We start from the raw sequence: 24,874 nt of genomic DNA on the forward strand, positions 1-24,874 counted from the left end.
GACCTTCTTCTCCCAGCCGTAGTATCCTATACCCGTTTTTCACATTTTCATTCTCTGTGGTGAAGCGCTGATTTTGCGCTTCATGGATGGCTAACGGGTGCTTTACTTCCAGAAGGAGTAAAGCCTTTTTTCTTATTGAACTAAAGAAGCAGTTTAGTTGAAAAGAAAAAATTTTAAGGAACACTAAAATGAGTTATTGAACTAATGAAAAGATGCGTTACTTTTATAATGGCATTTTTTCTTATTATTGTCCCTAATAATCCAAGTGTCTGCTAAAGCTGGATAACGAGGAATTGCGAGGAAGCAGCTCCTCGCGCTAGACATTATTTTGTAGAAAAGCTATATACTTTTTTATTCTAAAAAAAAGCACCTGACCGCAAATTAAATGCGGGTCAAGAGCTCTTTTATAGAATAACTAGTTGTCATTGTCATTATGCTTTAACTAATATTCCGCCTTCTTTTAGGTATTTTTGAATACCTTCAGATGCACGATACGAAAGTGCACCAAGTGTGCCAGTTGGATTGAAACAACTATTATGTGGGAATGCAGATGCCCCGACAACAAATACGTTTTCAGCTTCCCACATTTGTAGGTATGAGTTTAGAGCAGAGGTTGCTGGGTCAGCACCCATAATAACACCACCTGTGTTATGTGTGTTGGAATCTTTGTTTACGTTGAATGGAGCTTGTTCTTCATTTGTATCAATAATATCTGCACCAATTTCTTCTGCAATTTTACGCGTGATAGTTGACATGTATTTACCCATCGCACGGTCATTATCTGTATATTCATATGTCATACGTAATAATGGATATCCGTATTCGTCTTTAAATTCTGGGTCAAGATCTAGGTAATTTTCTTTATGTGGTAAAGAAGCACCTTGCGTTTTTACAGGGAAGTTTGAGTTAGCATATTTAATAGATTTTTCTTTAAACTCAGCACCCCAGTTTGGTGTTCCAGCTGGCACACGGTTTACTGCAATTGGACGGTCACCATATTGTGTTGAACGAATGCCAGCACCGTGTATGAAGTCTACTTCAGCATGGTCAAAATTATCCCCCATATATTCAGCTATCTCAATACCTAATGCACCAGCACCACCATATAAGTTAAACTCTTTGTCCTCGAAGAATAGTTGAGAACCTCCAGCAGTAATTTGGTAACAGTAGTTTTTACCGATTGTCCCTTTACCTGTTTTTGGATCGTAAGGAGTACCGATACCTGAGTTTAGAAGTAAACGAGAATTGTTGAATACATAACTTGCAACTACAACTACATCTGCAGGTTGCTCAAATTTTTCTCCAGTTAACATATCAACATAAATAACGCCGTTTGCTTTACCCCCATTTTTAGTTAATTCTAAAACATTAGAATGTGTACGAAGTTCTAGCTTACCTGTTTGTTTTGCAACCGGAATTACTGTTACAGCAGGGTCACCTTTAGCTCCATATTCACATCCGAAATTTTCACAATATGCACAGTATTGACATGCTGCACGAGAGATGCCATCTGGATTTGTATATGCTTCAGAAAGGTTTGCTGCAGGAATAACGAAAGATTTGTATCCTAAATTTGTTGCTGCTCTTTCAAATTCTTTCATTAATGGTGTTTTCACTAAAGGAGGCGTTGGGTATGGATTAGTCCGTTTCCCCCATAGTTCTACTGTTTCACCTGAAATACCAGCCATTTTTTCGAATGTATCGTAGTATGGTTCCATTTCATCATAAGTTATACCCCAGTCGTTAAGACCTTCCATCCAAGCAGGGATTTTTTCAATTCCGTAACGCTCGATTGTTTTTGTACGAATTTCGAAGTCATAAGGTAAGAAACGATAAGTTTGTCCATTCCAGTGACTACCTGCCCCACCAACTCCGTCACCTACTATGAATGTACCGTAGTGACGCATCGGTAAAGCTTTACCCGATACTGTATTTCTATATGTAATAGTTTCCTTAGAAAGATCCTGCATTAATTCTTGACGATGTTGGTAACGAAGTTCATCATGTCCCATTGTATAATCAGCTGTTGTCCGATCTTTACCGCGTTCTAATCCAACAACACTTATTCCTGCTTTTGTTAGTTCAGCTGAGACGATTCCACCAGCCCAACCCATCCCTACTACTACGACAGGTACTTTAGGTAATTTTGTAACCATTTATATGTCAGTCCCTTCTATTATTATTAATGTCCCATATGAGAATTTAAGCTTTGTGGTTCAAGTGCGATGAATTTCTCATCTTGTATTTCAACCACGTATTGCATACGAGATCCTGGATACTTACGCATACTCCAGCCTAGCATTTCATTATTGCCACCATACATTGGGTCTGCATATACACCCTCAATAGTTAATGTGCGTAGTAAACTGAAAAATTGAGAAGAAGAAACTTTTCCGTATAATTCAACTTTACCTTCACTAAAAGCAAGTAGAACTTCATCTTGTTGAGTAGCTTCTAACTCTTTAAAGTCAGCTTCATATTGTTCGTTACTATACGTGTTTAAGCTATCTAAACCAGCTAGAAATAAATCTTTACGAAGAATTTTCGTTTGTGGACCTTGGTTTTCTTCTGCTTTATAAAATGCACCTAAACGGTAATCTTTTACGTTAGAACCCCATGGACTAGCCAATTGGTGATCAATATAAATAGCAGCATTAAGTTCTTTGGCACCAGGGCCATTTGCATCTTCAGGGAAAATACGTTCCACTGCTGCTTGAGTAACTTGATATTGGTTGGGTGTGAAGAACATTAGAGCTACATTTGGATTAGCAGTAGTCGTTGCTGCGTGATTCTGAGTTTCTGTAGTAGTTGTTGTTGATTTATCATCTTTTATTAGAAGACTTCCTAAAGCTCCACCTAAGACAACTCCACCTACTGTCAAACCAGAATTTTTGATAAACGTACGTCTAGACGAACGTTTGTCTAAAACGGAGTTTTTCTTTTCTTGTTCTGACATAATAAAACCTCCTAAAAATTTAATAATTTCTATTTAACTAGTTAAATAAAAAATGTACAAATATTTCCTTATTTAATGCACAATAGAGCCCCAATTATAAACAATCGTATGAAGAACTGAAAAAACAAGTAATGAAGCTATAAAAATAGTATATTTTCTTCCTGTCCAACAAACAGCAATGATGGCTAAACCAATTCCAGAACCTAATAGTGCAAACCAAGGGAATGGACTATTATAAAAAAAGAGTAAAAGGGCAAAATCAGCTACGATAAAAAGGGCAAGTAGCACTTGATTGAGCATCCTCAATTCTTCTAAATTGTATTGTGTCATACTTATTCTCCTTTCTCGTCAATAATTCAAACTATTTAAAAAAGATAGTTTTGCATACAGAATCACTCTTTTTGCATGCAAAATAACATCCCTCATTTTACTACATTCTTTTATTATTTGTACACATAAAAATTATGAGAATATAATCATTAACTATTTCATGTCCATCAAATTAATTGTTATAAGGATTGTCTTAAAAGAAAAAGAATTAGTTATTCTTAATGACTGAGACCATATGTGGTTATTCCATTAAAGGTCGCATTTTCAGAGTTTGGATCTGCACTTTTTTTGTATAAAAGGGCGATTTTCTTAAACAAAACCTTTAAAGGAAATTGGAAATTTACAGTGAAGTTTAGAAGAGGTTGTCCATTTACATTATAGTTAGTAACCCAATGTTATGGGTTTAACTTTAAAATACGCAGTAATAATATTGATTATTTCGGAAAGCGAATATTTAACTAAAGCACCAGTTAGTTGAATAAGCACCTTCTCTTTTACTACACATTATCTACGAACTGTGAAGTATAATTCTAAATTCATTTGCTAATAATAACTTTACACAGAACCGAAAGCAGTCCTTAGGAAGCTCTATTGATTTTGCCAATCTAGGTTATGCTTTTTACTCTTGAATAATTACATGTACACTATCTGTAATGGGTTATGCTTCTAAAAAAGGAGAAAAATATGATTAAATTTGAATTAACAATAAACGAATTTTATGTGGAAACCCTTAATGACTTAGTTAGGCAGTTTAATGATCTTATTCCTGATCATTCCCCTCATTCATATTCATCTCAAGATATAATTGAGTTACTTATCATCCGCGAATATGTGAATAGTGAAATAAGACTAACTAGACCTTGAAAAAGGTCTTTTTTTGATAACGTCGCTTTATCGATGGCTGTACATTAATTATTGTTTACAACCCGAAAATGAATACTTTTCTTACTCTCACGCATAATAGTGTTGTTTGAAAAAATATTATTGATGATAAGGAGTTCAATTATGGGAATTTTAAATGGTAATTCAAAGGACAATCCGTTACATTACGGTGAAGTATTTGCATTATGGACTAATCTAGCTACAAACAACGGGTTAATAGCTGCATATCAAACCTTCGCTAATCACACTGGAGATAAAGATCTAGAAAAGATTATTGATGAATCGATTCAATGTATGAAAGACGAAAATAAACAGATTGAAGGAATATTAAAAATGGATGGTATAGGACTACCACCCGCACCACCAGAGCGTCCAGTTGCAAATCTAGAAGACATACCTGTTGGCGCACGATTTAACGATCCTGAAATCAGTGCTGCTCTCTCGCTGGATAGCGCGGCTGGTTTAGTCGCTTGTAGTCAGGCAATGGGACAATGCATAAGAGAAGATATTGCTATGATGTACGGCCAATTCCATTTGAACAAAGCACAATTAGGTGCAAAACTATTGCGACTAAACAAGGAGAAGGGTTGGCTTGTTCCACCACCACTACACTTAAATTCACCAGATAAAGAGTAATAATTCATTGGGCATTCTATATTTGAATGCCCTTATCACTTACTGTAATTATTTAGAGAACAATGGGAAATTCTAATAAAAAATGAGGAGTGATGAGATGAAAATATGGGTTAGCAGTGTCTTTCTTCTTTTTTCTTTATCTCAGCCAGTGTTTGCTGAACCTCTTTCTTCACCCAAGAGTGATTTAGCCATAGTTATTGATGATTTAGGTAATAATATGAAAGGAACGGAGGAGATGATTAAGCTTCCGGTAAAGCTGACCGTTGCAATTATGCCCTTTATGCCATCAACGAAAGAAGATGCGGAGCTCGCTAGCCAATATGGGCATGAAGTTATTATTCATTTACCAATGGAGCCGAAAAAAGGGAAGAAAAGTTGGCTTGGTCCAGGCGCAATTACTACAGATTTAAGCGATAAGGAAATACGTAAGCGTGTAGAGGCTGCAGTTAAAGATGTACCTCACGCTGTCGGAATGAATCATCATATGGGATCAAAAGCAACAGAGGATGAAAGAGTGATGAAAATTGTTCTCGAGGTGTGTAAGGAGAACGGGCTTTTTTACCTCGATAGCAAGACGACGGGAAAAAGTGTCGTCAGTAAACTGGCTAACGAAATGGACGTCTCTTTTTTGGAAAACAATTACTTTTTTGATAGTATATATACAACCCAACATATTACAGAACAAGCCAAAAAACTGGCGGGGAAATTAACCGAAAATGAACAGCTAGTTGCCATTGGTCATGTGGGGGTTTCTGGATCAATAATGGTTAATGTTTTAAAAGAATATATTCCCATATACGAAAAAAAGGCGAACATTGTTTCACTGTCAGAATTAATTCCAGAATATAAATTGATTGAATAAAGAACCGACTTAATAAGAGTAGGTTTACTGACGCTTAATTCCTTTGCGATCTGCTAATAAGGTACTTTTTCGCTCTCGATGTTGCTTTGAAAGTTTGATTAAAAACACCTTACAAACCCGTATTTTACGGTAAATAAGAAGAATCCATTTTGAAAAAAAGATTGATAAAATGGATTCTTCTTTAGCATTATTTAAGTTTCAGTTTTATAAAAAAGTTTGATCATTTTCTACCTTGATCTTAAACAATAGAGCCCGATTGTTGAAGAATGAATATTCTGTCATCTTACTTGTGGTAGGGTTCCGAAGTTATTTATGAGGTAAAAAGACATCGATTAGCTGAACTTTCCTATGTTTTTTCATGGTTTATTCCATAAATATAATAAGGATTGTTTCCACACTCTTAATGTGCAGAGTGTGGAAACAAAAGGTGCTGGTGGGTTTAATTATATGGGCTAGATTCCAATTTCAGTGGAATCTAGCCTATTTTATATTCATCTTCAACTGTTTCTTATTATAGTGATAGGTAAGCTTTTGAAGTTATCGCTAGCTTTTCCCCCACTTCACACCGTACGGGCGAGTTTCCCAGCATACGGCGTTCCAACTAATCTAATTCATTCAATTTTTATGTATATGCAAGATGTAATATTGAATCAGATTGTTTCGTTCAGACATTGCACACGCAATTTATTAAGCTTTTGAAGTTGCTTTGTATCTAATTTTAGTGCATTTAAGAGCACTTCTATTTTCTCATGATTTTTCATATGAATGAGGCGGTGAACAGACTCGTGCAATATCGTTAAATTCCCGTATGAATCATCTTTTGTGAGATGGTACGGTGTTTTATGATGACAATGCCAATCGTTCGGGCTTAATTCAATTCCTGTAACGGCACATTTTCCATATTGTGCAATAAATCTACTAATTCGATTGTCATTGTATTCAATGGAACGGCTCGGTATAAATTGTTTCATCACGTAAGTAAACGTTTGTTTATTAATCGCTCGTAAGCTTTGATGAACCTTCTCTCTACCTACGGTAGTATAGTTACAGATTGTTTGAGAAAAGTTTAGATTCACCTTACAACGTTGGGCATGAATTGGGACAAGCACCATTTCTTTTATTTTATAGAGCTTGCATTCATATCCGTTATATCTTTTCTGTAAGGATTTAGTGAAGTTCTGAAACGTTGCTTCTGTTCTCATTTCTTTTAAACGATTGTTTAATACTTTATTAAGACGATTGCTCAGCTCATTTAAGTCTTTCGTGATATGTGACGCTGCGGAGTAATAATTTTGAATGCCCATTATTACCATATTAAATTGCCAAACGTTTTCTACTGATTGATGTTTTTGTATTGCTTTTACTGATTGTTTTAGCTTTGTTTGTGCATTTTCAATTGCTTTCTTTGTCATATGTGAGCGAACAACATATAGCGTTCTTCTTTTTGTTCTTTTCAGGTGTGCTTTTAGACGAAAGCCGAGAAACTCTGATGAGTTTTTCTTTAGATTTACCACTTTCGATTTTTCCTCACTAATCTCAAGACGAAGTCTTGTTTGAAGAAAATCTTTCACTGCATAATGCATTTTAATCGCTTGTGAGCGAGTACGACAAAGGATTTTGAGGCAAGTAGACCACTGGATCCTCCCCAGTAGCCCCTCTCAGAACCGGACGTGAACCTCTCAGCTCATCCGGCTCCCATTATTCAGCCGTAGGCTTTATTCCTAGTTCCCAATGTTTGAAGAGCTTAGGATTCTGAATTGCAATCTTACCCATAAAATGTTCCGCCTTTTTCTTATGACGAGCAAGCTTTTTTATATTTCTTTCTTGCCCACATGATTAAGGCTTTATTAATATGCCTTAAACTAGAATACATTTCGGATTTGTAGAACTTCCCGTAGTAATTAATCCATCCTTGAACAGCAGAGTTAAACATCATGGATAAGTCAAAGAGTTCCTTATTTGCCTTCAATTGCAGTTTCCAACCTCTTACTTTTTGCCGAATTGATTTCTTAGATTTATTGCTGATAGCAGGAGTGAAATTTACAAAGTATTTTCCCCATCTGTTCTTCGACCGTCTCGGTCTGAACGTATACCCTAAAAAATCAAACGATATATTTTCATGTTCTTCTTTTCTATCTGCATCCCTACAATAAATAATTTTGGTTTTAGTTGGATGAAGTTCAAGTTTACATATATTCATTCTCTTGTTAAGGGATTCAAGCAACTTCTTTGCTTCATCCTCTGTCTTGCAGTGGATGACTGCGTCATCTGCATATCTAGCAAATGGATTGTTAGGATGATTGATTGCCATCCATTTATCAAACGTATAATGAAGAAATAAATTCGCTAGTACCGGACTGATGACTCCACCTTGCGGTGTGCCAGAGGTACGTTCTTTTATTCCTTCCCTCGTTAGAAACGGTGCTTTTAACCATCTTTTGATGTATACCTTTATCCACTCGACATTTGTATGCTTTTCTACCGCTCTCATTAACAAATCATGGTCTATATTATCGAATAAACCTTTGATATCGAATTCAAGTACCCAATTGTACTTCCAGCATCTTTTCCGAGTGATGTCTAACGCTTGAATGGCACTTTTCTTCGGTCTATATCCATAGGAATCTTCATGAAAGAATGGCTCTACCGAAGGTTCAAAATATAATTTCACTGTCATTTGTGCAATCCTGTCCGAAACAGTTGGAATTCCAAGTGTTCTTGTCCCCCCAGCTTTCTTTGGTATTTCTACCGCTTTAACAGCTGGAGGAAAATAACTGCCAGATGACATTCGGTTCCATATTTTATACAGATTATCTTTGAGATTTTCTTCAAACTCTGCTATGGATTGCTCATCAATTCCTGCTGACCCTTTGTTTGCTTTAACTCTTAGAAAAGCTTCATATACTACGTTTTTAGATATAACATACGGCTTTGTTTTATGCATAAGTTCCTCCCAGTTTGTTGGTTGACTTGTATATAAAACTGAATAATATAACCCCTTCGCTCCATCTCCGTTAGGGGATTTCATTGCTACTACGAGTTATTCCGCCCCTATACATGGCATTGGTACTCTGATTCTTGTGGGGCTTCCACTTGAAATCTCTCCCTTAACATCCATGTCGTAGGTTCCCACGTTCCACACAAAAGCCTGTATTAAGTTCACGCCGCCTTTATACCGGACACCGAACGGACAGTAAACAGGTTTCCTCCGAACTTATCCTGAGTTAACGACTCCCCCTCAGTTTTGATGACATCTCTACGCTTTCGATACTTCATCAGCGGTTCAATGGTTTTCGTCTCCTTAATACATACCTGACAGAGTCATGCTCTGCCTTTTCCCCTAACGCTCAATACCATAGCTTTTGACTACAGCACCTTAGGGCGGTTTGCAATCTCTACCTGTATAGCGATTGCGAGAGGCCTTCTCTCATCTTAAGTGCAGCATAGCTTACAAAGTATACTTTTCAAGCACACTTCGTTTGCTTTCGTGGCACACAGTCATCCGCATATCTCACAATATAGCAGTGTTTCAATTCGGTCTGTTTCAAGGCGTTATATCTACCCGTGCGTGATTGGTAGGACTTATTTGTTTCAAGACTTTCCCATTGATTACTGACCCACCAATCTAATTCATTTAGAACAATATTAGATAAAAGTGGTGACAAAATACCCCCTTGGGGTGTGCCTTTCGTTGGAAAACCTTCCCCAATGATTTCTGCCTTTAAAAGACGTGAAATAATGGATAACAGTGCCTTATCTCGAATGCCCAGTGACCACATTTGTTTTAATAATTTGGCATGTCTACATTGTCAAAAAAACCTTTTATGTCGACATCTACACAATGATATAAACACGCTCGATTAACGAGCGTTTCAAACCTAGCTTTCGCATGATGCGTATTGCGGTTTGGTCTAAAACCATAGCTATGTTTGTAAAATCTCGCCTCGCAAATCGGCTCAAGCACTTGTAAGATACACTGTTGGAACAACCTATCCCAAATCGTCGGAATACCTAAAGGTCGCGTTTTACCATTTGCCTTTGGGATATAGACCCGTCGAACTGCTTGCGGATTATAATATTCAAACATTTGTCGTATCTTCGATACGACCTCCAATACAGGAAGATGTTTTATATCTTCAATCGTTAATTCATCATATCCAGCGGTTTTACTACCAGTATTTCGTTTAATATTGCGATAAGCTAATCGAATATTTTCATCCGATTGCATTAGATCAAGTAATTCATAAAAATTTTGACCATTAACACTTTGAGCATATAAAGAATCAAAACAATATTGCATATCATAATACTCGTTGTGTCTCAGTTTCTTTCGTTTTAACAAGTCGGTGGCTCCCTTTGGAGCTGAACCTCTATTAGTCTTACAAGAACCTTATTAATCGTTGAAGAACTGTCTTGCATGGTGAATGAATCTTCCATTAGTCTAGTGGCTATCCCTCCACGTTCATTACACGCTTCCACGGTACTGTGCCACCACTTTCACTGATATGAAGAGAAGTTATATAATCGCTAGTCTCACGACTATTTTCCTTTTCACCGCTTCGCCAAGAGTAAGCTCTCCACGTTATCAGCTTACAACGTTGAGTTATATCTATTATAGAACAAACTTAGGTGCTTCCTATGAGCCTGTTAGCATTACATGTGCCTGTAACACAAGATGGATTTTTATATAGTTGATTCTTACTCATCCACAGCTAACCCTACGTTTAGTAGTAAATACATTTCTATATAATGTGCGTATAGACCCGTACATTCAGAAGTTCGTCAGCAATACAGTATTTTATTGCATTTACATTGCATTCTCACCTTATCTGTTCAAACCAAGCACCATGATTTACACCACCCCATCGGGTAGGATTTCGTCAGCCAAACTGTTACGGTAAATTCTCACGCCTATTAGCCGAGCTTATAACACGTTATTCCTTACTAAGTAACGTGCTATTCGACGCAGGTGGAGCCTTTCAGAGCGTTACCTCATCATTCGACTCCTCGACATAACCCTTCAGTTTTAGAAACCTAAAACTGCCTAACCTTTACCAAAATTGTGTAAACCACATTCCATTTGAGTTAGGAACATTTCGCACCAACTAAAGCACCCGTTAGCCATCCATGCAGCACAAAAAAATGCTGCACCACAGAGAATATAAATGAGTAGGAAGTGCCAATACTGATACTGACCTTAATCCAGTCAACCGTAATCCATAGACTTATTCACGCTCTCCTCTATTTTTAAACGATTAAGTAGGGGTCTTTTTAAGTATTGTCATTTTTCATTTCTTGAAGAACTAATTTTCATGGGAGTGCAAAAAGAACCCAAATTTATGAACAGTTATACCAGTCTGAAATTTTCCAACTCAAGTCTGTTTAACCAGTTATGAACTAATGCGTTAAATACATCGGTTTGTTCGATTTGTAGGTTGTGACCAGCCATATCAAGCACTGCTAAAGTTGCTCTTGGGTAATCTTCAATTAGCCGCCACGAATCTTGGTATCCGACTACATTGTCCTGACGCCCTGTGATAATTAGCGTGGGATACTCAAGTTTAGATGAAATATCGAAGGTAAAGCCATATCCATTTTGACGAATGTTGTTTAAGAATTCATAATTTGTTTGTTTAGAAGGAAGTAAAATTTCATTTCGAAACCTCTCCCATTCAGTTTGACCTTGCACTACCCCCATGGAGCAAAATTCATCAGCATCCTCTGGTGACAAATGTGATATCAAGTTGCTGTCTCTTTTTAGAACGGTCTGCTGTGGTACTATCCTTTCATAGAATTCAGGTATAGTCATTGGTGCCATCAGCAGTAATCCACGAACTGTGTCCTGCCGTGAACGGACTATGCCTCTGGCAATGTACCCGCCATATGAATTACCACAAATAATAAACGGTTGACCAGGGATAATCTCGTCCAAAAGACGCAATATCGCTTCTAAAATATCATCAGAGTTTTGAATAGATGGTTGTGACTTGGAATGCCCCATACCTGGTAAGTCTATGTATATTCTCTTCCATCCGCTTCGTTTCTCGAATAACGGTTCCATTGCATGTAACATCACTTGATGGTCAAGTGTCCAACCATGCAACATAACGATGGGATATCCTTCTCCAATTACTTTATGATAAATCGACATGTATTTGTTTCCCCTTTCCCTGTACCCAGATGTATCGACTGGACATTTAATCCTCACATACATATATTACAATTTTAACAAATTTCATTGTTCAACTAAACTGCCTCGTTAGCCATCCATGCTGCACCACAGAGAATGAAAATGGGTAGGAAGTGTCAATACTGATACTGACCTTAATCCAGTCAACCGTAATCCATAGACTTATTCACGCTCTCCTCTTTTTTTAAACGATTAAGTAGGGGTCTTCTTAAGTATTGTCATTTTTTATTTCTTGAAGAACTAATTTTCATGGGAGTTGAAGATTACAAACTCAGTTTCTTATAAATAACCTGAATATTTATTTAATAAATACCATGGGCGTCAACTGGTAATTGCCTAATGTGTTTAAGGAATTCCTTCATTTTTTTATCGTCATCCATTGGATATGTAAATAATAATTGTTCAGCAACATCTTTTGCTAACACTCTAAATAATTCACAAGCCACAAATATCGAAATCCAAAAATTCTTATAATTGTAGTCAGAGTAGGTTTTTTTATACATTTCCCAATAGTATTCAGGGAGGTATTGTTTAAAATACTTACCCATCTTGCCTGCTGAAACTTGGAAATCATATTTTATGCCAATCCACCAAGAAACCATCTCGTCTAATCTAACTCTTACTACCAACTCAAACATTTGTTTTGCATAGGGCAACTCATCACGCCATATTCCTTTTCCAACGTTCTGCAGACACCACCAAAAGTCATTACAACAATTCATAAAGAGAGGTTCTGATGGTTTCTTTACCCAATAATCCTTATCTGTAGGTTTAGGGATATTAGGAAGAATGTTGTCCTTATCCAATAAAGGAATCGTGAGTTTGTCCTTCGTATAGTTTTCAATCATAGCTTCTCTTGTTTCGATATGTAAGTCGATTCGATTACCATCTGTAAAGAGCATTAAATATCCATAAGACTTTTCAAAATCCAAATCTAACCCAATACATTTATCATTTTTATCGGGTTCTTGAATCATAATTAAATTTCCAAAAGAATCAATCCATTCCTCATCTTTTATGAAAGAGGCTGTTTCTGTGACTACATAAACAATATCATAATCTTGGAAAATATCCTTTGGAACATTAGAATTGGTTCTTGAACCATTCATATAAACAGCTCGAATACGTTCATCTTTTTGAGCTATGCCTACTATTAAATCAAACATCTCTTTTTCGTTTCTCAAGTGTTATTCCTCCTCGTAAGGATCTCCGATTAATATTTAATTCTATATAAACTGTGATGTTCCCTTTAAATTACAATACATTTCTTCTTTAATTAAACTGCTGCTTTAGTTCAATAAGAAATGCTACCCTTACAGGCAGCCACTTGTTTAACTAAAGCACCACGTTAGTTGAAGAAGAGTAAAAACATAAGTTTTTTTAAAAAAAGGTAACCGATACGTATATGAATTGGTTACCCTAAAGTAGATACTGCTATTGAAACGAAGTTTTTAACTTAAAGAGAAATATTCAATAATTGTTATGATAAAACTGCCTAGTAAAAATAATGAAAGACCCCAAGTAATGGGTGACTTTATAAAAAGAAATGGTTTTAAAGATTCCGTATCTTGCACATTTTTATATTCAACAGTGGCATCATATTCATTACTTTTTGGAGTAATAACAAAATAATAGAACCAAGCACCTCCAAATATAAAGAGTCCTCCTAAAAAGATAGTATCAATGAAAGCCCAACTCAAGATAATTGAAAGTAACCAAATTACAAGTGCCTCTATTACTACTGTAAATAACACTATTAAACCTTTATTCATCAACCACACCCCTTTTGTTCAATAATTAACATGTATTTACTTATTCAACACAATCGTAAAAATACCTTCTTGTTCAACTAAACGCACTCGTTAGTTTAAGTGAAAACATTCACAAACTAACCTCTCAATTCCACTTATTTTTTCTCTTTTCCATCACTTCTGCCAGTTGATGGGAATTTAGATTTTCTTCTTCTTGTAATTTTTCAACAATGTTATGATAATCCTCTTCATTTCGATTCTGACTTAATTTATAAGCCGCTTGTACTTCTTGCACTTTTATTTTAAAGCCAACAATCCCTTTTATTTGACTTTCTAATAGCTGAGGCGATAACTTATCCCATAATACTGGGTTTTCACGTTGCTTTTCATACTTCTCTAGCAACTCTGAAAGATCTTGTTTCAACTCTTCTTCACCTAATATACTTGCTTGGCCATATACATGTACTGCTTGGTAATTCCATGTGGGTACATTTTCATGCTCGTACCATGATGAAGAAATATAACCATGTGGTCCCTGAAATATGACTAGAACATCGTCACCTGTTTCAAATGTTCTCCATTGAGGATTCCCATATGCCATATGTCCAGTTAAATAATAATCCTCTCCATGTTTATGAAGCCCTAATGGAAGGTGGGAAGCAATGGGTTTCCCTTTTTTAGTTGTAACTATTGTAGCAAATGAGTTACTCTCCATAAATTCTATAATTTCATTGATATTTGTGACTTTAAAATATTTTGGAATATACATAACAGCGTTCTCCTTTTATATTAAAATGATTTACTGAAACCTTTAGAATAATTTACTGTAATATTCAGAAAAATTATTATGGACCTAGGAATAATACTTGCAAGCCTAGACCGATATAAAGCAGACCTAAAACTTTTTGCCCCCACCTATTTATTCCAGTCCCCCGCTTGATTAATTGTCCAATTGTTCCAGTAAAGATGGCTAAAATCGTTGTATAAATAACAGTTAATACAACAAAAATTATTCCTAAAGTTATAAATTGCGTTACGATTGTACCGCTCTCTGCATGGACGAATTGCGGAAATAAAGCTAAAAAGAAAAGTGCTGTTTTCGGATTCAAGGCTTCTACCAATATTCCATGCCTGTAAACTTTAAGTAATGACTCCTGTACAACATCAGGCATTTTTATTGATGATGCTTTTGCCAATAATGCCCGAATACCCATATATAACAAATACGCTGCTCCGGCGATTTTTAAAATATTAAAAGCAGCTGGAGAAGTCATAAGAATAGCTGAAAATCCAACAGCTGCTAATAACACATGAATGAAATCACCTGTTGCAATGCCTAGACCGGTTATAAAACCTGTTTTGGTTCCCTCATGAGCCGATCGAGTAATCATTAACAAGACAGCAGGACCCGGGATTAAAAACAATCCGAAGACAACCAGAATAAATGCACTCAACTCAGCAATATTTAACATCGAATCCCCCCTAATATTTTTCTGATTATTTTTAAAGTTTATGGATATCGGTTAGTCAACATAGTAATATAATAATTGACATTTAAAAAGGTACAATTTAAATAAAATAGACATGTCAGAGGCGATTTATAATGAAAAATATCATTTTTGCTTTAGACGATCACTCTTCTAAATACAAACAGATATATGAGCGATTTAAATTATTAATTGAGCATGGGGACCTACCGGAAAACGAACAATTACCTTCCATACGTCAACTGGCTGATTCCTTACAAGTCAGTCGCAATACGACATTAATGGCTTATGATCAGCTTGTGGCTGAAGGCTATATACGGGGAGAAGGAAGAAAAGGCTACTTTGTTAATGAATTAGAGCCTCATTTATTTCAGGAGGAAGTTATTTCTATTCCTAGCAAGCAAACTGAGCCGGTGACAACATTTTTCGTTGATTTTAAAGCAGGGGCAGTAGATCAAACAAACTTTCCTCTAAAAGCTTGGAGAAGAATTACTAACTCAGTACTAACCTTACAGGAGAGTTTTCTATACGGGGATCCTTTTGGTGAAATGTGTTTGCGTAAACAAATTGCTGTCTATTTACTCCAATCTCGAGGGGTAAAGTCAGATCCAAATGCAATTATCATTGGGAGCAGCACACAGCAAATGTTAATTAATCTTGGACAAATCCTAAAGGATGATTTCCCAAGCGTAATATTGGAGGACCCGGGGTATGATGGAGCAAAAGAGGCATTTCTATTCCATCGTTTTACACTTGAAACTTTACCAGTTGATGAAACAGGTGCTGAGTTTTCACAATTAGAAAATATGATGTCACGCTTAATTTATGTGACGCCTTCCCATCAAAGCCCAATAGGTATAAGCATGTCCATTCAACAAAGGCAAAAGCTCATTCAATGGGCTACCAAGAGAAAAGGATATATTATTGAAGACGATTATGATAGTGAATTTCGCTATACACAACAACCATTTCCGGCACTTGCTTCCATCGATTCCAAGAGAGTGATTTACCTAGGGAATTTCTCAAAGTCCTTTCTTCCGGGAATTCGTCTAAGTTATATGGTACTGCCACAATTTCTTCTAGAACTTTATATAAAACATTTTCAGTATTTTGAGAGTACTACTTCCCTTCTTAGCCAGCTTACAATGGTTAAATTTATGCAAGAGGGAGAATGGAACCGTCATATTAAACGGATGCGTCTTGTTTATAAGCGAAAAATGCAGTGTATAGTTTCAGAATTACAGAAACAATTCAAACAACATATTTCCATTATTGGGGAGCATTCTGGTTTGTACGTTTTAGTTAAGGTACATCTAAATCGTTCAGAAGAATGGTTAATCAAGCGTGCTTCCATTTATGGGGTTAAAGTGTATCCTACCTCCATCTATTTCATAGAAAATCACTCTGCGGAAGCAATTATTAAACTTGGATTCAGTAATCTTACCTTTGATGAAATTCAAAAAGGAGTAAAGCTTTTAAAAGAGGCTTGGGGAGGCTAATATTATTACTTTATGTCTTTTACTGAGTCTGTATTGGACACAGCACATTAACAAACTCTAGTACACTACCTAATTATCATAATAATAAAAAGCATTCAAAATATAGAATGCTTTTTATTTTTCTTATTCAACTAACCTGCCCCTTTAGCCATCCATGAAGCCCTGCTTCACCACAGTATATAGAAGAAAATTACGTTCTTCCATGGTAGTTGAAGAGACAACTAATTAAAAATTTCTCTTATCGTAATGCCACTAATTTTAAAGTCCTTATAATATAACAACCCACCAACATCAAACAGAAAGTATTTTATTTCATCATGACTTTTACTTTTTCTAATTGTCTGCAACCTATACGAAATAAGCATACCATTGAAAGTTTCATCTAACAGTTTAAATGCCCTAATGTATCTATCCTCCCCCCAAGTCCAATCCTTAGCAAGTCCAGCCAACAGGTCAATAACATCTTCAGTCATTGGTTCATTTGTTTCAATTCTTAGAATAAACTCTTTTCCCTTTTTATTTTCAAATAATGAAGGTGTATAGAAGTTTAAAACGCCAGTATATTCAAAATCCTTATCAGTCCAATAATCAAATCTATCGTTTGTCATTTATATTACCCCCGATGTAAACGTGCTTAAAAATAACCTTTCTACGCGGTATAGCCAATTTCCTTATTGAACTAACCTGCTTCTTTAGTTCAATAAGAAAAAAGGCTTTACTCCTTCTTGAAGTAAAGCATCCGTTAGTTTAAGTACATTTATTTACAAGCAGATAACTGACTTTACGATGAACCACATTAAATGGGTTATACTGCACAAACTAACGGTAAAGGAGAGATAATAAATGAAAAAAATATTGCCTTTAGTCACACTTATTGTTTCAATTGCCTTCTTGACTCTTTTTTCTTATTCTCACGTTCAGGCCAAAACCGTAACTAAAAATGAAATACAGCTGCGTGATGATGTGATTCTCGATTTGCTTTTTCTATCCACCGACAAAGCACTCGAAGAACATTTCGGCAAACCGAAGCAGTATTATTGCGGAAAAATTATCCAAATCGAAAAGAAGGTAGAACCCGCCTATTTTAATGTCACCGTGCAGCTAATAACATTTGAAGGTGCTCACGATTTCCCATTTGATTTGGTTACTATCACTTTTAGTAATAAAAATAGAATAGAGTGGCGGGCAATTGATATCAAAAGCAGAACGTTAAAACCAAACGAAATAACTAATATAACTAAGGGGTGCTAGTATGGATGGTGCAGGAATTCTTTGTGATAAAGACACTATTTCCTTTGATTATTGAACTAACCTGCTGCGTTAGTTTAAGTGAAAGTACGCACATATTGTTGTCATATTATAATGGGAAGTAGTGATTTATAATCTCCATAAGTCGCTTTGAATTCTCAGATGAAACATTTTCAGATAATCTTGCTCCAGCAATGATAGGAGCCCATTGGAAAACTTCAGACCTTAAAAGTCCACTCTTTTCACAATAAAGTCGCAAATACATATCGGCTAATTCAGACGAAAATTGGGAATATAAAAGATAGGTCCGATATATATCAGCACGAATATCTCCTGCACTCGAATCAACCCAATCTATAACTACCACTTTGTTATCTGTCATAATCAAATTAAATAAATGAAAGTCACCATGACAGAGCCTATTCTCGTATGTAAATGATCCCAATTTCTCTAATAAATAAGATTTTTGTCTTTTATCTAATGTATTTACAGACTCAATTTGACGGTGTAATTTATCATACATTGGTTCGATTGCATCTGGAATAATGCTATGAATTCGAAGTTGCATATCAACTGAAATGCTCATGTAATATTCTGCTTGTTCTTTGTCTCTTAGCATTAAATCTCCTAATGTTTCTCCATTAACATATTCCATTATGATTGCTTGATCTCCGTTTATCTTGGTAACCTCTAAAATCTTAGGTACAGGAAGTCCACATGAGTAGGCATATTTTTGTTTATTTGCTTCATTTATGGATTCCGTATCTGGCAAATAATCGTTATAAACTTTTACTATTTTGTTATCGGAAAGATAAATTTTCGCAGTATTTCCTCTTGCTATTGGATTACCTAAAATCATTGGATTCTCTCCCTATATTTTTAATTAACCTGCTTCATTAATACCGTTATAGTCCATCATTAACTTATAGTAAATCATAATTTCCACAATAAACCAAAATTAACTATTGGGTTTTATTCGTTAAATATAGAGTAAAATCCTTCCCAATAGATATGTATCCTCTGCAACTAAACTGCTGCGTTAGTTCAATAAGAAAAAACTACCATTACAGGCAGCCGCTTGCTTAACTAAAGCATCCGTTAGCCATCCATGCAGCACAAAAAATGCTGCACCACAGAGAATGAAAATGGGTAGGAAGTGTCAATACTGATACTGACCTTAATCCAGTCAACCGTAATCCATAGACTTATTTACGCTCTCCTCTTTTTTTTAACGATTAAGTAGGGGTCTTCTTAAGTATTGTCATTTTTCATTTCTTGAAGAACTAATTTTCATGGGAGTTGAACAGCTTGCATGTTAAAATTGATTCGTAGACAATTAGTTACTATCACTTAAAACAAGTGTAGCGAATGCAAAATTACTGTTATTAATTTTAGTTCTAATTAACAAACAATGTATAAGTTTTCCGTCTACTGCATAATCCACATATGTGCCAAAATTATGAGTTTGCTGGGATGGTAATTCAACGATTCCATTTTCTCCAACACTTAGGATGACTGGGGCGATATCATACTCGGAAATAATGTAACCTTTCTCATTTAAAATGTAATCATAAACCTCAAATTCATCTGCTTCAAAGTTTAACGATTCAATTTGTATGATTTCGCTATTACTTATGGAAGGTAACTCACTAAATTTTTTACCTACCATATAAGACCTGATTCTCTCTTCAATTTCTTCTTTTTCTTCGTTTTGCAAATCTCCATAAGAAATAGGGGTTAATTGTTCAGAAGCACTGGATATTCTAATTTCAGGTTCTTCTGTTCCTTGTTGACATGCAGTAAGAAGTATTATACTAAATATAAAAATAACCCATATTTTTGCTCTATTTTTCAATTTTTTACTCTCCTTTCTCATTGAATTAATTCATAATTTGATTTAATAAATCGAATGAAAAACTAGTAGAATTTTTCGTCCTATAACTACTTCTACGCAATTCCAATAAAACTTCTTATTGAACTAAAATGCGTCTTTGGTTCATAAGAAAAAAGGGCTTACCCCTTCTTGAAGTAAAGCACCCGTTAGCTTAATAACGAAAACTTAGATGATTCCTACAATTGATCCAAAATTGAACAGCAAAATAGGTAATAGATTCCAAATGATATGAAGAATAATTGGCACTGATAATCTATTGGTTAGATAATAACTATAAGAAAAGACGATTGATATCCAAAACAGGTGTGGAAAACTAAGTATAGAGAAATGCCAACTAGAGAAAAGGAAAGAGGTTAAAATAATACTAATAAAAATATTAAATTTCTTCGAAAAGACGTGAAGTATCATCCTTCTGAATACTAACTCTTCTACTAATGGCCCTAAAAGTACTATTGGAATAAACATATAAGGTGAAGTATTTATATCATTAGCCGTAATATTTTCATTTGGCGTGTCAAAAAAAGATTTTACAAACGTGATAATCATTATTCCAGCAAAAGCGAAGAAAAAGCTCATGCATATCACTAATATAGTTTTTTTTACTGAGGATTTCTCTTTTTCAAATACTTTTAATTTTAAATCTTCTTTCAATAGATAAATGATCGTAATCAATAGTAAAGGAAAGATTATGTAACTTAAAACCTCAAGCAACCGGGTATTTAAATTAAAAATATAAACCATTAAATCTAATAAGAGCAGTGAACAAAAATAAATCAATAATGCATACCCAAAGTTTTTTTTCACTATATCCCCTCATACTTTATTAATTGAAGATTTTTTTCTTGAACTAAGTTCCAACGTTAGTTGAACAAAAATTTAACTATTTACACGTTATTAAGCATAAGAATGTAGGCCAGCTATAACTAAATTAACAAAAACTTGATTGAAGACAATAATGCCAAATCCTGCTATTGCCATCCAAGCACTCTTTTCCCCAACCCAATTTTTACTGATTCGAAGATGTAGGAATGTAGCATAAAAAAGGAACGTTATCAGAGCCCACACTTCCTTAGGATCCCAACCCCAAAATCTTCCCCACGCTATATGTGCCCAAATCATCGCAAAAATTAATCCACCGAGAGCAAATAAAGGAAATCCAATAACAACAGCACGATACGTAATCTCATCCATTAATCCAGTGTTCACTTTCTTTGTAAGTGGCTTTAAAAGCGAAATGATTCTTTTGCGTGTAACAAGTCGAATAATTAAATATAGTACTGTTCCTACTAGGAATGACCAAACAATAGTATTTAGTTTTTTGGCATTTACCCAAAGAGGAACGTCAGTAAGTCCTTCTTGTTCTGCAATTAAATTTGACGGAACTACTATTATTGGTAAATTATATTCCAAAGTTTCTTGAATTGAGTTACTATCTTCAAACGAAATTGTTTTTTTGTAATCCATAGAACTAAATATGCCTGTAATTATAATAAATCCAAATACTGTAACTAAAAAGTACATAACTACTTCTAAAAAGAATGCTCGTACACTTTTTTCACCTAGACCAATTACTTTTAAAAGATAAATTATACCGGTAACAAAAGAAATGGATAATACCGCACTTGAAAATGCTACAGTTAGCACATGAATAGTTAGCCACTCACTTTGTAAAGCAGGTATTAAAGGTGTTACATCACTCGAAAATGTATTTGCAAAGCCTAAAGTTAATAGCACGACCGGTAGAGTAAAAAGACCAATAATGGTTTGGCGATATAAGAAGTACAAAATGAGAGAACTTGCAATAAGCATAATGCCGAAGAAAGTCATAAATTCATATAAGTTACTTACTGGTGCATGACCAATTACATACCACCTTGATATGAAATAGAAAATTTGAAATACAAAGCCAATCAGTGTCAAGATTGTTCCTGTTAAAGCAAAAATATTCGATTTTGATTTAATAGACAAACCAAAAGGCAAAATAGCAATTAGATAAATTATAAAAGATATATATAAAGCATTGCTACTTAGAGTCATTATAGTAGTGGAAGTCAATAGAACACCCTCTTTTCATTAAATTGCATGTATAAGTTGTCAGAATATATATAATTATAACACTCTCTAATAAAAATGGTTACTAACATCTAAATTTGTATTTATTACAATATAAGGATGCTAATTTGCTCTCCACCTCCTTTTTAATGTTGTTGTTCTACCCTTCAATAATATTCCTTCTTCAACTAAACTGCTGCGTTAGTTCAATAAGAAAAAAGGCTTTACTCCTTCTTGAAGTAAAGCACCCGGTAGTTGAATAAGATAATAAAAAATATTAATTAATATTGGCGGCCAATAAATACATTATTTCATAACTCTCTCTAATATCTTACTAACAAATTTAGTTTTACCCTCGGTGTAAGTTGCTCTGTTGGTTCTCCACTTTTGCATTTCTTTTTTTAAAAAACAACCTTCTCAAATAGTAAAGGCAGTTACGTTTCTCTAAACCACAATTCGAGGACAAGTTCCTGTTGTTAAGGGCTAAATATTTGGCGTAATGAATCGTATTTTTTGCTACGTCTAGTTCACTATTAAATATTATTGGGATTCCAGGCCGCCAATTTACTTCAAATAACCACAATTTTTGGTTTTCATCGATTCCAACGTCGATTCCTAATTCATCGAGTGGTAAACCATCGTATAACGAATCAAAATGGGTAGAAAAGCTTAATGAAAAATGCTCAAGTGTTCTTTTGACATTGAACCAGTCATCATTAAACTCTTTTTGTAGAAAACTATTAAAATAAGCAGTATAACCGCCACTACCTAAATTTGATGTAATGCTTCCAAAAGATCCTATACGGGGGTATATCGATGTTATGACCCATTTGCCTTCTCCATTTTTTTGAACATGCAAACGGTAGTCGGATACATGGCCTGATTTTATCTGACATGAAATAAACCTTTGAACTATATATGCTTGTTCCTGAATTTTAAGTAATACTAAGTCTAGCAGCTCTTCTTTCGTATAAATTGAGATTTTGCCTGCGTCATTGATTTTGAATTTATAACCTTCTTTTTCAATTAAGAGGACGCTCTCGCCTTGGTGTCCAGAAATAGGTTTCATAATGATTTTTGGATATAGATTAATCATGTCCAGTAAATCTTGGACATTAGATAATTCGATTGTAGGAATCAGGTATTGTTTAAAATCCTCGCCTTTCTTAATCCTGTTATAGACACTCAATTTATCTCCTATTGAATGACTTGTAAATGGAATTATATCAAATAAATAGTCGACGGTTCGTTCTCCTTTTTCACTTAAAGGACTACTTGCATTATAAATGACGTCTGGAAAGGGGTATTCCTTGTCAATCCACACACCATCTTCATAATATTTCCCAGTAATTTTTTGGTTTTCAATATCAACTTTACCTGGTGTAAAATAAAAAAACTCCACACCTTCAGATTTAGCCACAACGGAATAGGCATAGGACTTCTTTACTTTCTCGGGATCTGCCCTATGATGCAGCATTCCAATTAAGATTTTACCGCAGCCAGCTTCATTTCCATAACTCATATATTCCCCTCCAACTTTGAGATTAATCAATGCTAGATTGCATCTTTAATAGTATGTTATGTCATAAACTTGGATGGTCTTGGACTATCGTGTTAAAAATTTAGAAATAGTTTGCACATTTAATAGAAGCGATTGAAATGCATAATAAAGGGCAGATTGTTGAGTCTGCCCTTTATCCTTGTTATTTTTTTGAAATATCACTTATCGTAATTGAATTAAACTCTTGTTTTCTTATTAGCTCTCCAAAGGCGTTTAATATAAGTTGCCTAGTTCGTATAACACGTGCATCTTGTGGATTTAAATAATTTCTCAATAAATGAAACTTCCTTCCTACGTATATGCTATTTTTAACAACTCTTAGATACAAGATCACAAACTTATTATAACAACCGCTCAATTGCTTGATAATAATTTCTTATGGTTAATCATTAAAATTTCATTATTTACTTATACCCCACTTCAGCTACAGTAAGAGTATGGGTCGTTCATAAAAAGTAAAATGAGTTAAATAGCAATTAATAAAGGAGGAGAGGGAAAGAATGGATATAAAAAAAGATGTTCAAAAGCAATTTAGCCGTAGTGCAGAACTATATGTAAATAGTAAAAGACACAGTAAAGGAGAGGACCTGAACAAAATGGTCGAAATGGCTCTTCCAACGGGAATTGAGGAGGTGCTTGACATAGCGACAGGAGGGGGACATATGGCAAATGCCCTCGCCACTTTTGTGCGAAAGGTAACCGCTATGGATTTGACCCCGGAAATGTTATCCGCTGCGGAGCAGTTTATAAAAGGTAACGGACATTCCAACGTTGTATTTGTTGAAGGTGATGCTGAAAAACTACCCTTTTCCGACAACACATTTGATGTAATTACTTGCCGTATTGCCCCCCATCACTTTCCAAACATTGAAGACTTTATTAGTGAATCCTACAGAGTATTAAAGCATGGCGGACAATTCTTATTGGATGATAACATTGCCCCTGAGCTCGATGAATTTGATGAATTTTATAATAGTGTCGAGAAGATGAGAGACTATAGTCATTATCGAGCATGGAAAAAAACCGAGTGGCTCCAAATGTTGGAGTTAAATGGATTTGAAATACAAGAATTGCATCGGTTTGAAAAACAGTTTGAGTTTGTGAGTTGGTGTGAACGGATGCATTTGTCCGACATAGAGAAAGGGGCTTTAAACGAATTTATACTAAAGGCTTCTGAGAAGGTGAAAAATAAATTTCGCATCCTGGTAAATAATTATCAAATCACATCATTTTTGGGCGAATCTATTTTATTAAAGGCAACAAAACCATAAAACCTTAGTGCCGAACAACCAAGAAACAATAATTAAAGTAATTGATTCAATTTGTTGAATAAGGAAAAGGGCTTTACTCCTTCTTGAAGTAAAGCACCCGTTAGCCATCCATGAAGCGCAAAATCAGCGCTTCACCACAGAGAATGAAAATGGTGAAAAACCGTCTATACTGATTCTACGGCTGGGAGAAGAAGGTCGATGAACTATGGTGCCATAGAGCCCTTCCGTTAGTCTGACTCCAACGACCACGGTGCA

21 protein-coding genes and 1 pseudogene are annotated in these 24,874 nt (G+C 35.2%); 5 read left to right on the forward strand and 17 right to left on the reverse strand.

What is annotated here, in order from left to right:
* Positions 1–431 precede the first annotated feature (431 nt).
* From ACIQYS_RS21760 to ACIQYS_RS21770, 3 genes are all read right to left on the reverse strand, one after another.
* A complete protein-coding gene (locus ACIQYS_RS21760) occupies positions 432–2,156 on the reverse strand; it encodes a GMC family oxidoreductase (RefSeq protein ID WP_402985026.1) in 1,725 nt (574 codons plus the stop codon).
* Positions 2,157–2,182: 26 nt separating this feature from the next.
* Positions 2,183–2,956, reverse strand: a complete 774-nt coding sequence (locus ACIQYS_RS21765; protein WP_402985028.1) for a gluconate 2-dehydrogenase subunit 3 family protein — start codon at positions 2,954–2,956, stop codon at positions 2,183–2,185.
* 72 nt (positions 2,957–3,028) lie between these two features.
* On the reverse strand, positions 3,029–3,286 hold the full coding sequence (locus ACIQYS_RS21770; RefSeq protein WP_402985030.1) for a hypothetical protein: 258 nt from the start codon (positions 3,284–3,286) through the stop codon (positions 3,029–3,031).
* Between the two features lie 1,005 nt (positions 3,287–4,291).
* Here ACIQYS_RS21770 and ACIQYS_RS21775 point away from each other — a divergent pair.
* Positions 4,292–4,804: a DUF3231 family protein gene (locus ACIQYS_RS21775; RefSeq protein ID WP_402985031.1), complete on the forward strand. Its 513-nt coding sequence runs from the start codon at positions 4,292–4,294 to the stop codon at positions 4,802–4,804.
* A 97-nt stretch (positions 4,805–4,901) separates the two neighbouring features.
* The gene (locus ACIQYS_RS21780; RefSeq protein WP_402985033.1) at positions 4,902–5,666 is read left to right on the forward strand and encodes a divergent polysaccharide deacetylase family protein; all 765 of its coding nucleotides are present in this window, start codon (positions 4,902–4,904) and stop codon (positions 5,664–5,666) included.
* A 650-nt stretch (positions 5,667–6,316) separates the two neighbouring features.
* Here the strand turns inward: ACIQYS_RS21780 and ACIQYS_RS21785 are convergent.
* The 8 genes and pseudogenes from ACIQYS_RS21785 to ACIQYS_RS21820 all read right to left on the reverse strand — a co-directional run bounded on the left by ACIQYS_RS21785 (position 6,317) and on the right by ACIQYS_RS21820 (position 15,079).
* Positions 6,317–7,249: a hypothetical protein gene (locus ACIQYS_RS21785; protein ID WP_402985035.1), complete on the reverse strand. Its 933-nt coding sequence runs from the start codon at positions 7,247–7,249 to the stop codon at positions 6,317–6,319.
* A 209-nt stretch (positions 7,250–7,458) separates the two neighbouring features.
* Positions 7,459–8,610 (reverse strand): group II intron reverse transcriptase/maturase, encoded by a 1,152-nt coding sequence (ltrA, locus tag ACIQYS_RS21790; RefSeq protein ID WP_402985037.1) that lies wholly within the window; start codon positions 8,608–8,610, stop codon positions 7,459–7,461.
* Positions 8,611–9,163: 553 nt separating this feature from the next.
* Positions 9,164–10,008 (reverse strand): annotated as a pseudogene (locus ACIQYS_RS21795) (reverse transcriptase domain-containing protein); the annotation flags it as partial.
* Positions 10,009–11,013: 1,005 nt separating this feature from the next.
* Entirely contained in the window at positions 11,014–11,817 is an 804-nt protein-coding gene (locus tag ACIQYS_RS21800) for an alpha/beta fold hydrolase (RefSeq protein WP_402985039.1), read from the reverse strand.
* Between the two features lie 341 nt (positions 11,818–12,158).
* Positions 12,159–13,040: an aminoglycoside 6-adenylyltransferase gene (locus ACIQYS_RS21805; protein ID WP_402985041.1), complete on the reverse strand. Its 882-nt coding sequence runs from the start codon at positions 13,038–13,040 to the stop codon at positions 12,159–12,161.
* Between the two features lie 267 nt (positions 13,041–13,307).
* Positions 13,308–13,628, reverse strand: a complete 321-nt coding sequence (locus ACIQYS_RS21810; RefSeq protein WP_402985043.1) for a hypothetical protein — start codon at positions 13,626–13,628, stop codon at positions 13,308–13,310.
* Positions 13,629–13,752: 124 nt separating this feature from the next.
* A complete protein-coding gene (locus ACIQYS_RS21815; RefSeq protein WP_402985045.1) occupies positions 13,753–14,376 on the reverse strand; it encodes an FMN-binding negative transcriptional regulator in 624 nt (207 codons plus the stop codon).
* A 76-nt stretch (positions 14,377–14,452) separates the two neighbouring features.
* On the reverse strand, positions 14,453–15,079 hold the full coding sequence (locus tag ACIQYS_RS21820; RefSeq protein ID WP_402985047.1) for a LysE family translocator: 627 nt from the start codon (positions 15,077–15,079) through the stop codon (positions 14,453–14,455).
* Between the two features lie 131 nt (positions 15,080–15,210).
* Here ACIQYS_RS21820 and pdxR point away from each other — a divergent pair, with 131 nt between their 5' ends.
* The gene (pdxR, locus tag ACIQYS_RS21825) at positions 15,211–16,593 is read left to right on the forward strand and encodes a MocR-like pyridoxine biosynthesis transcription factor PdxR (RefSeq protein ID WP_402985049.1); all 1,383 of its coding nucleotides are present in this window, start codon (positions 15,211–15,213) and stop codon (positions 16,591–16,593) included.
* A gap of 221 nt (positions 16,594–16,814) precedes the next feature.
* Here pdxR and ACIQYS_RS21830 read toward each other — a convergent pair whose 3' ends face one another.
* Entirely contained in the window at positions 16,815–17,201 is a 387-nt protein-coding gene (locus ACIQYS_RS21830; protein WP_402985051.1) for a hypothetical protein, read from the reverse strand.
* 235 nt (positions 17,202–17,436) lie between these two features.
* On the opposite strand from ACIQYS_RS21830, the gene ACIQYS_RS21835 reads away from it, so the two are divergent.
* Positions 17,437–17,844, forward strand: a complete 408-nt coding sequence (locus ACIQYS_RS21835; RefSeq protein ID WP_402985053.1) for a DUF3888 domain-containing protein — start codon at positions 17,437–17,439, stop codon at positions 17,842–17,844.
* Positions 17,845–17,950: 106 nt separating this feature from the next.
* Here ACIQYS_RS21835 and ACIQYS_RS21840 read toward each other — a convergent pair whose 3' ends face one another.
* From ACIQYS_RS21840 to ACIQYS_RS21860, 5 genes are all read right to left on the reverse strand, one after another.
* On the reverse strand, positions 17,951–18,700 hold the full coding sequence (locus tag ACIQYS_RS21840) for a phosphotransferase (RefSeq protein ID WP_402985055.1): 750 nt from the start codon (positions 18,698–18,700) through the stop codon (positions 17,951–17,953).
* A 477-nt stretch (positions 18,701–19,177) separates the two neighbouring features.
* Positions 19,178–19,696 carry a hypothetical protein gene (locus ACIQYS_RS21845; RefSeq protein ID WP_402985056.1) on the reverse strand — a complete coding sequence of 173 codons (519 nt, stop codon included), beginning with the start codon at positions 19,694–19,696 and terminating at the stop codon, positions 19,178–19,180.
* A 204-nt stretch (positions 19,697–19,900) separates the two neighbouring features.
* Positions 19,901–20,539 (reverse strand): CPBP family intramembrane glutamic endopeptidase, encoded by a 639-nt coding sequence (locus ACIQYS_RS21850; RefSeq protein ID WP_402985058.1) that lies wholly within the window; start codon positions 20,537–20,539, stop codon positions 19,901–19,903.
* 90 nt (positions 20,540–20,629) lie between these two features.
* Positions 20,630–21,775 (reverse strand): c-type cytochrome biogenesis protein CcsB, encoded by a 1,146-nt coding sequence (gene ccsB, locus ACIQYS_RS21855; protein ID WP_402985063.1) that lies wholly within the window; start codon positions 21,773–21,775, stop codon positions 20,630–20,632.
* A 361-nt stretch (positions 21,776–22,136) separates the two neighbouring features.
* Positions 22,137–23,309: a YheC/YheD family endospore coat-associated protein gene (locus ACIQYS_RS21860; protein WP_402985059.1), complete on the reverse strand. Its 1,173-nt coding sequence runs from the start codon at positions 23,307–23,309 to the stop codon at positions 22,137–22,139.
* Positions 23,310–23,848: 539 nt separating this feature from the next.
* On the opposite strand from ACIQYS_RS21860, the gene ACIQYS_RS21865 reads away from it, so the two are divergent.
* Entirely contained in the window at positions 23,849–24,619 is a 771-nt protein-coding gene (locus ACIQYS_RS21865; RefSeq protein ID WP_402985061.1) for a class I SAM-dependent methyltransferase, read from the forward strand.
* The last annotated feature ends 255 nt before the right edge of the window (positions 24,620–24,874 follow it).

Source organism: Psychrobacillus sp. NPDC096426, assembly GCF_044762745.1.
Classification (GTDB): Bacteria; Bacillota; Bacilli; order Bacillales_A; family Planococcaceae; genus Psychrobacillus.

Excerpts from the sequence above, each read along its gene's own strand:
- ACIQYS_RS21835 (WP_402985053.1), top strand. The coding sequence starts at position 17,437 with ATGAAAAAAATATTGCCTTTAGTCACACTTATTGTTTCAATTGCCTTC.
- ACIQYS_RS21830 (WP_402985051.1), bottom strand. The coding sequence starts at position 17,201 with ATGACAAACGATAGATTTGATTATTGGACTGATAAGGATTTTGAATAT.
- pdxR (WP_402985049.1), top strand. The coding sequence starts at position 15,211 with ATGAAAAATATCATTTTTGCTTTAGACGATCACTCTTCTAAATACAAA.
- ACIQYS_RS21770 (WP_402985030.1), bottom strand. The coding sequence starts at position 3,286 with ATGACACAATACAATTTAGAAGAATTGAGGATGCTCAATCAAGTGCTA.
- ACIQYS_RS21820 (WP_402985047.1), bottom strand. The coding sequence starts at position 15,079 with ATGTTAAATATTGCTGAGTTGAGTGCATTTATTCTGGTTGTCTTCGGA.
- ACIQYS_RS21810 (WP_402985043.1), bottom strand. The coding sequence starts at position 13,628 with ATGAATAAAGGTTTAATAGTGTTATTTACAGTAGTAATAGAGGCACTT.
- ACIQYS_RS21775 (WP_402985031.1), top strand. The coding sequence starts at position 4,292 with ATGGGAATTTTAAATGGTAATTCAAAGGACAATCCGTTACATTACGGT.
- ACIQYS_RS21860 (WP_402985059.1), bottom strand. The coding sequence starts at position 23,309 with ATGAGTTATGGAAATGAAGCTGGCTGCGGTAAAATCTTAATTGGAATG.
- ACIQYS_RS21840 (WP_402985055.1), bottom strand. The coding sequence starts at position 18,700 with ATGATTTTAGGTAATCCAATAGCAAGAGGAAATACTGCGAAAATTTAT.
- ACIQYS_RS21800 (WP_402985039.1), bottom strand. The coding sequence starts at position 11,817 with ATGTCGATTTATCATAAAGTAATTGGAGAAGGATATCCCATCGTTATG.
- ACIQYS_RS21815 (WP_402985045.1), bottom strand. The coding sequence starts at position 14,376 with ATGTATATTCCAAAATATTTTAAAGTCACAAATATCAATGAAATTATA.
- ACIQYS_RS21760 (WP_402985026.1), bottom strand. The coding sequence starts at position 2,156 with ATGGTTACAAAATTACCTAAAGTACCTGTCGTAGTAGTAGGGATGGGT.
- ACIQYS_RS21865 (WP_402985061.1), top strand. The coding sequence starts at position 23,849 with ATGGATATAAAAAAAGATGTTCAAAAGCAATTTAGCCGTAGTGCAGAA.
- ACIQYS_RS21765 (WP_402985028.1), bottom strand. The coding sequence starts at position 2,956 with ATGTCAGAACAAGAAAAGAAAAACTCCGTTTTAGACAAACGTTCGTCT.
- ACIQYS_RS21785 (WP_402985035.1), bottom strand. The coding sequence starts at position 7,249 with ATGCATTATGCAGTGAAAGATTTTCTTCAAACAAGACTTCGTCTTGAG.
- ACIQYS_RS21780 (WP_402985033.1), top strand. The coding sequence starts at position 4,902 with ATGAAAATATGGGTTAGCAGTGTCTTTCTTCTTTTTTCTTTATCTCAG.
- ltrA (WP_402985037.1), bottom strand. The coding sequence starts at position 8,610 with ATGCATAAAACAAAGCCGTATGTTATATCTAAAAACGTAGTATATGAA.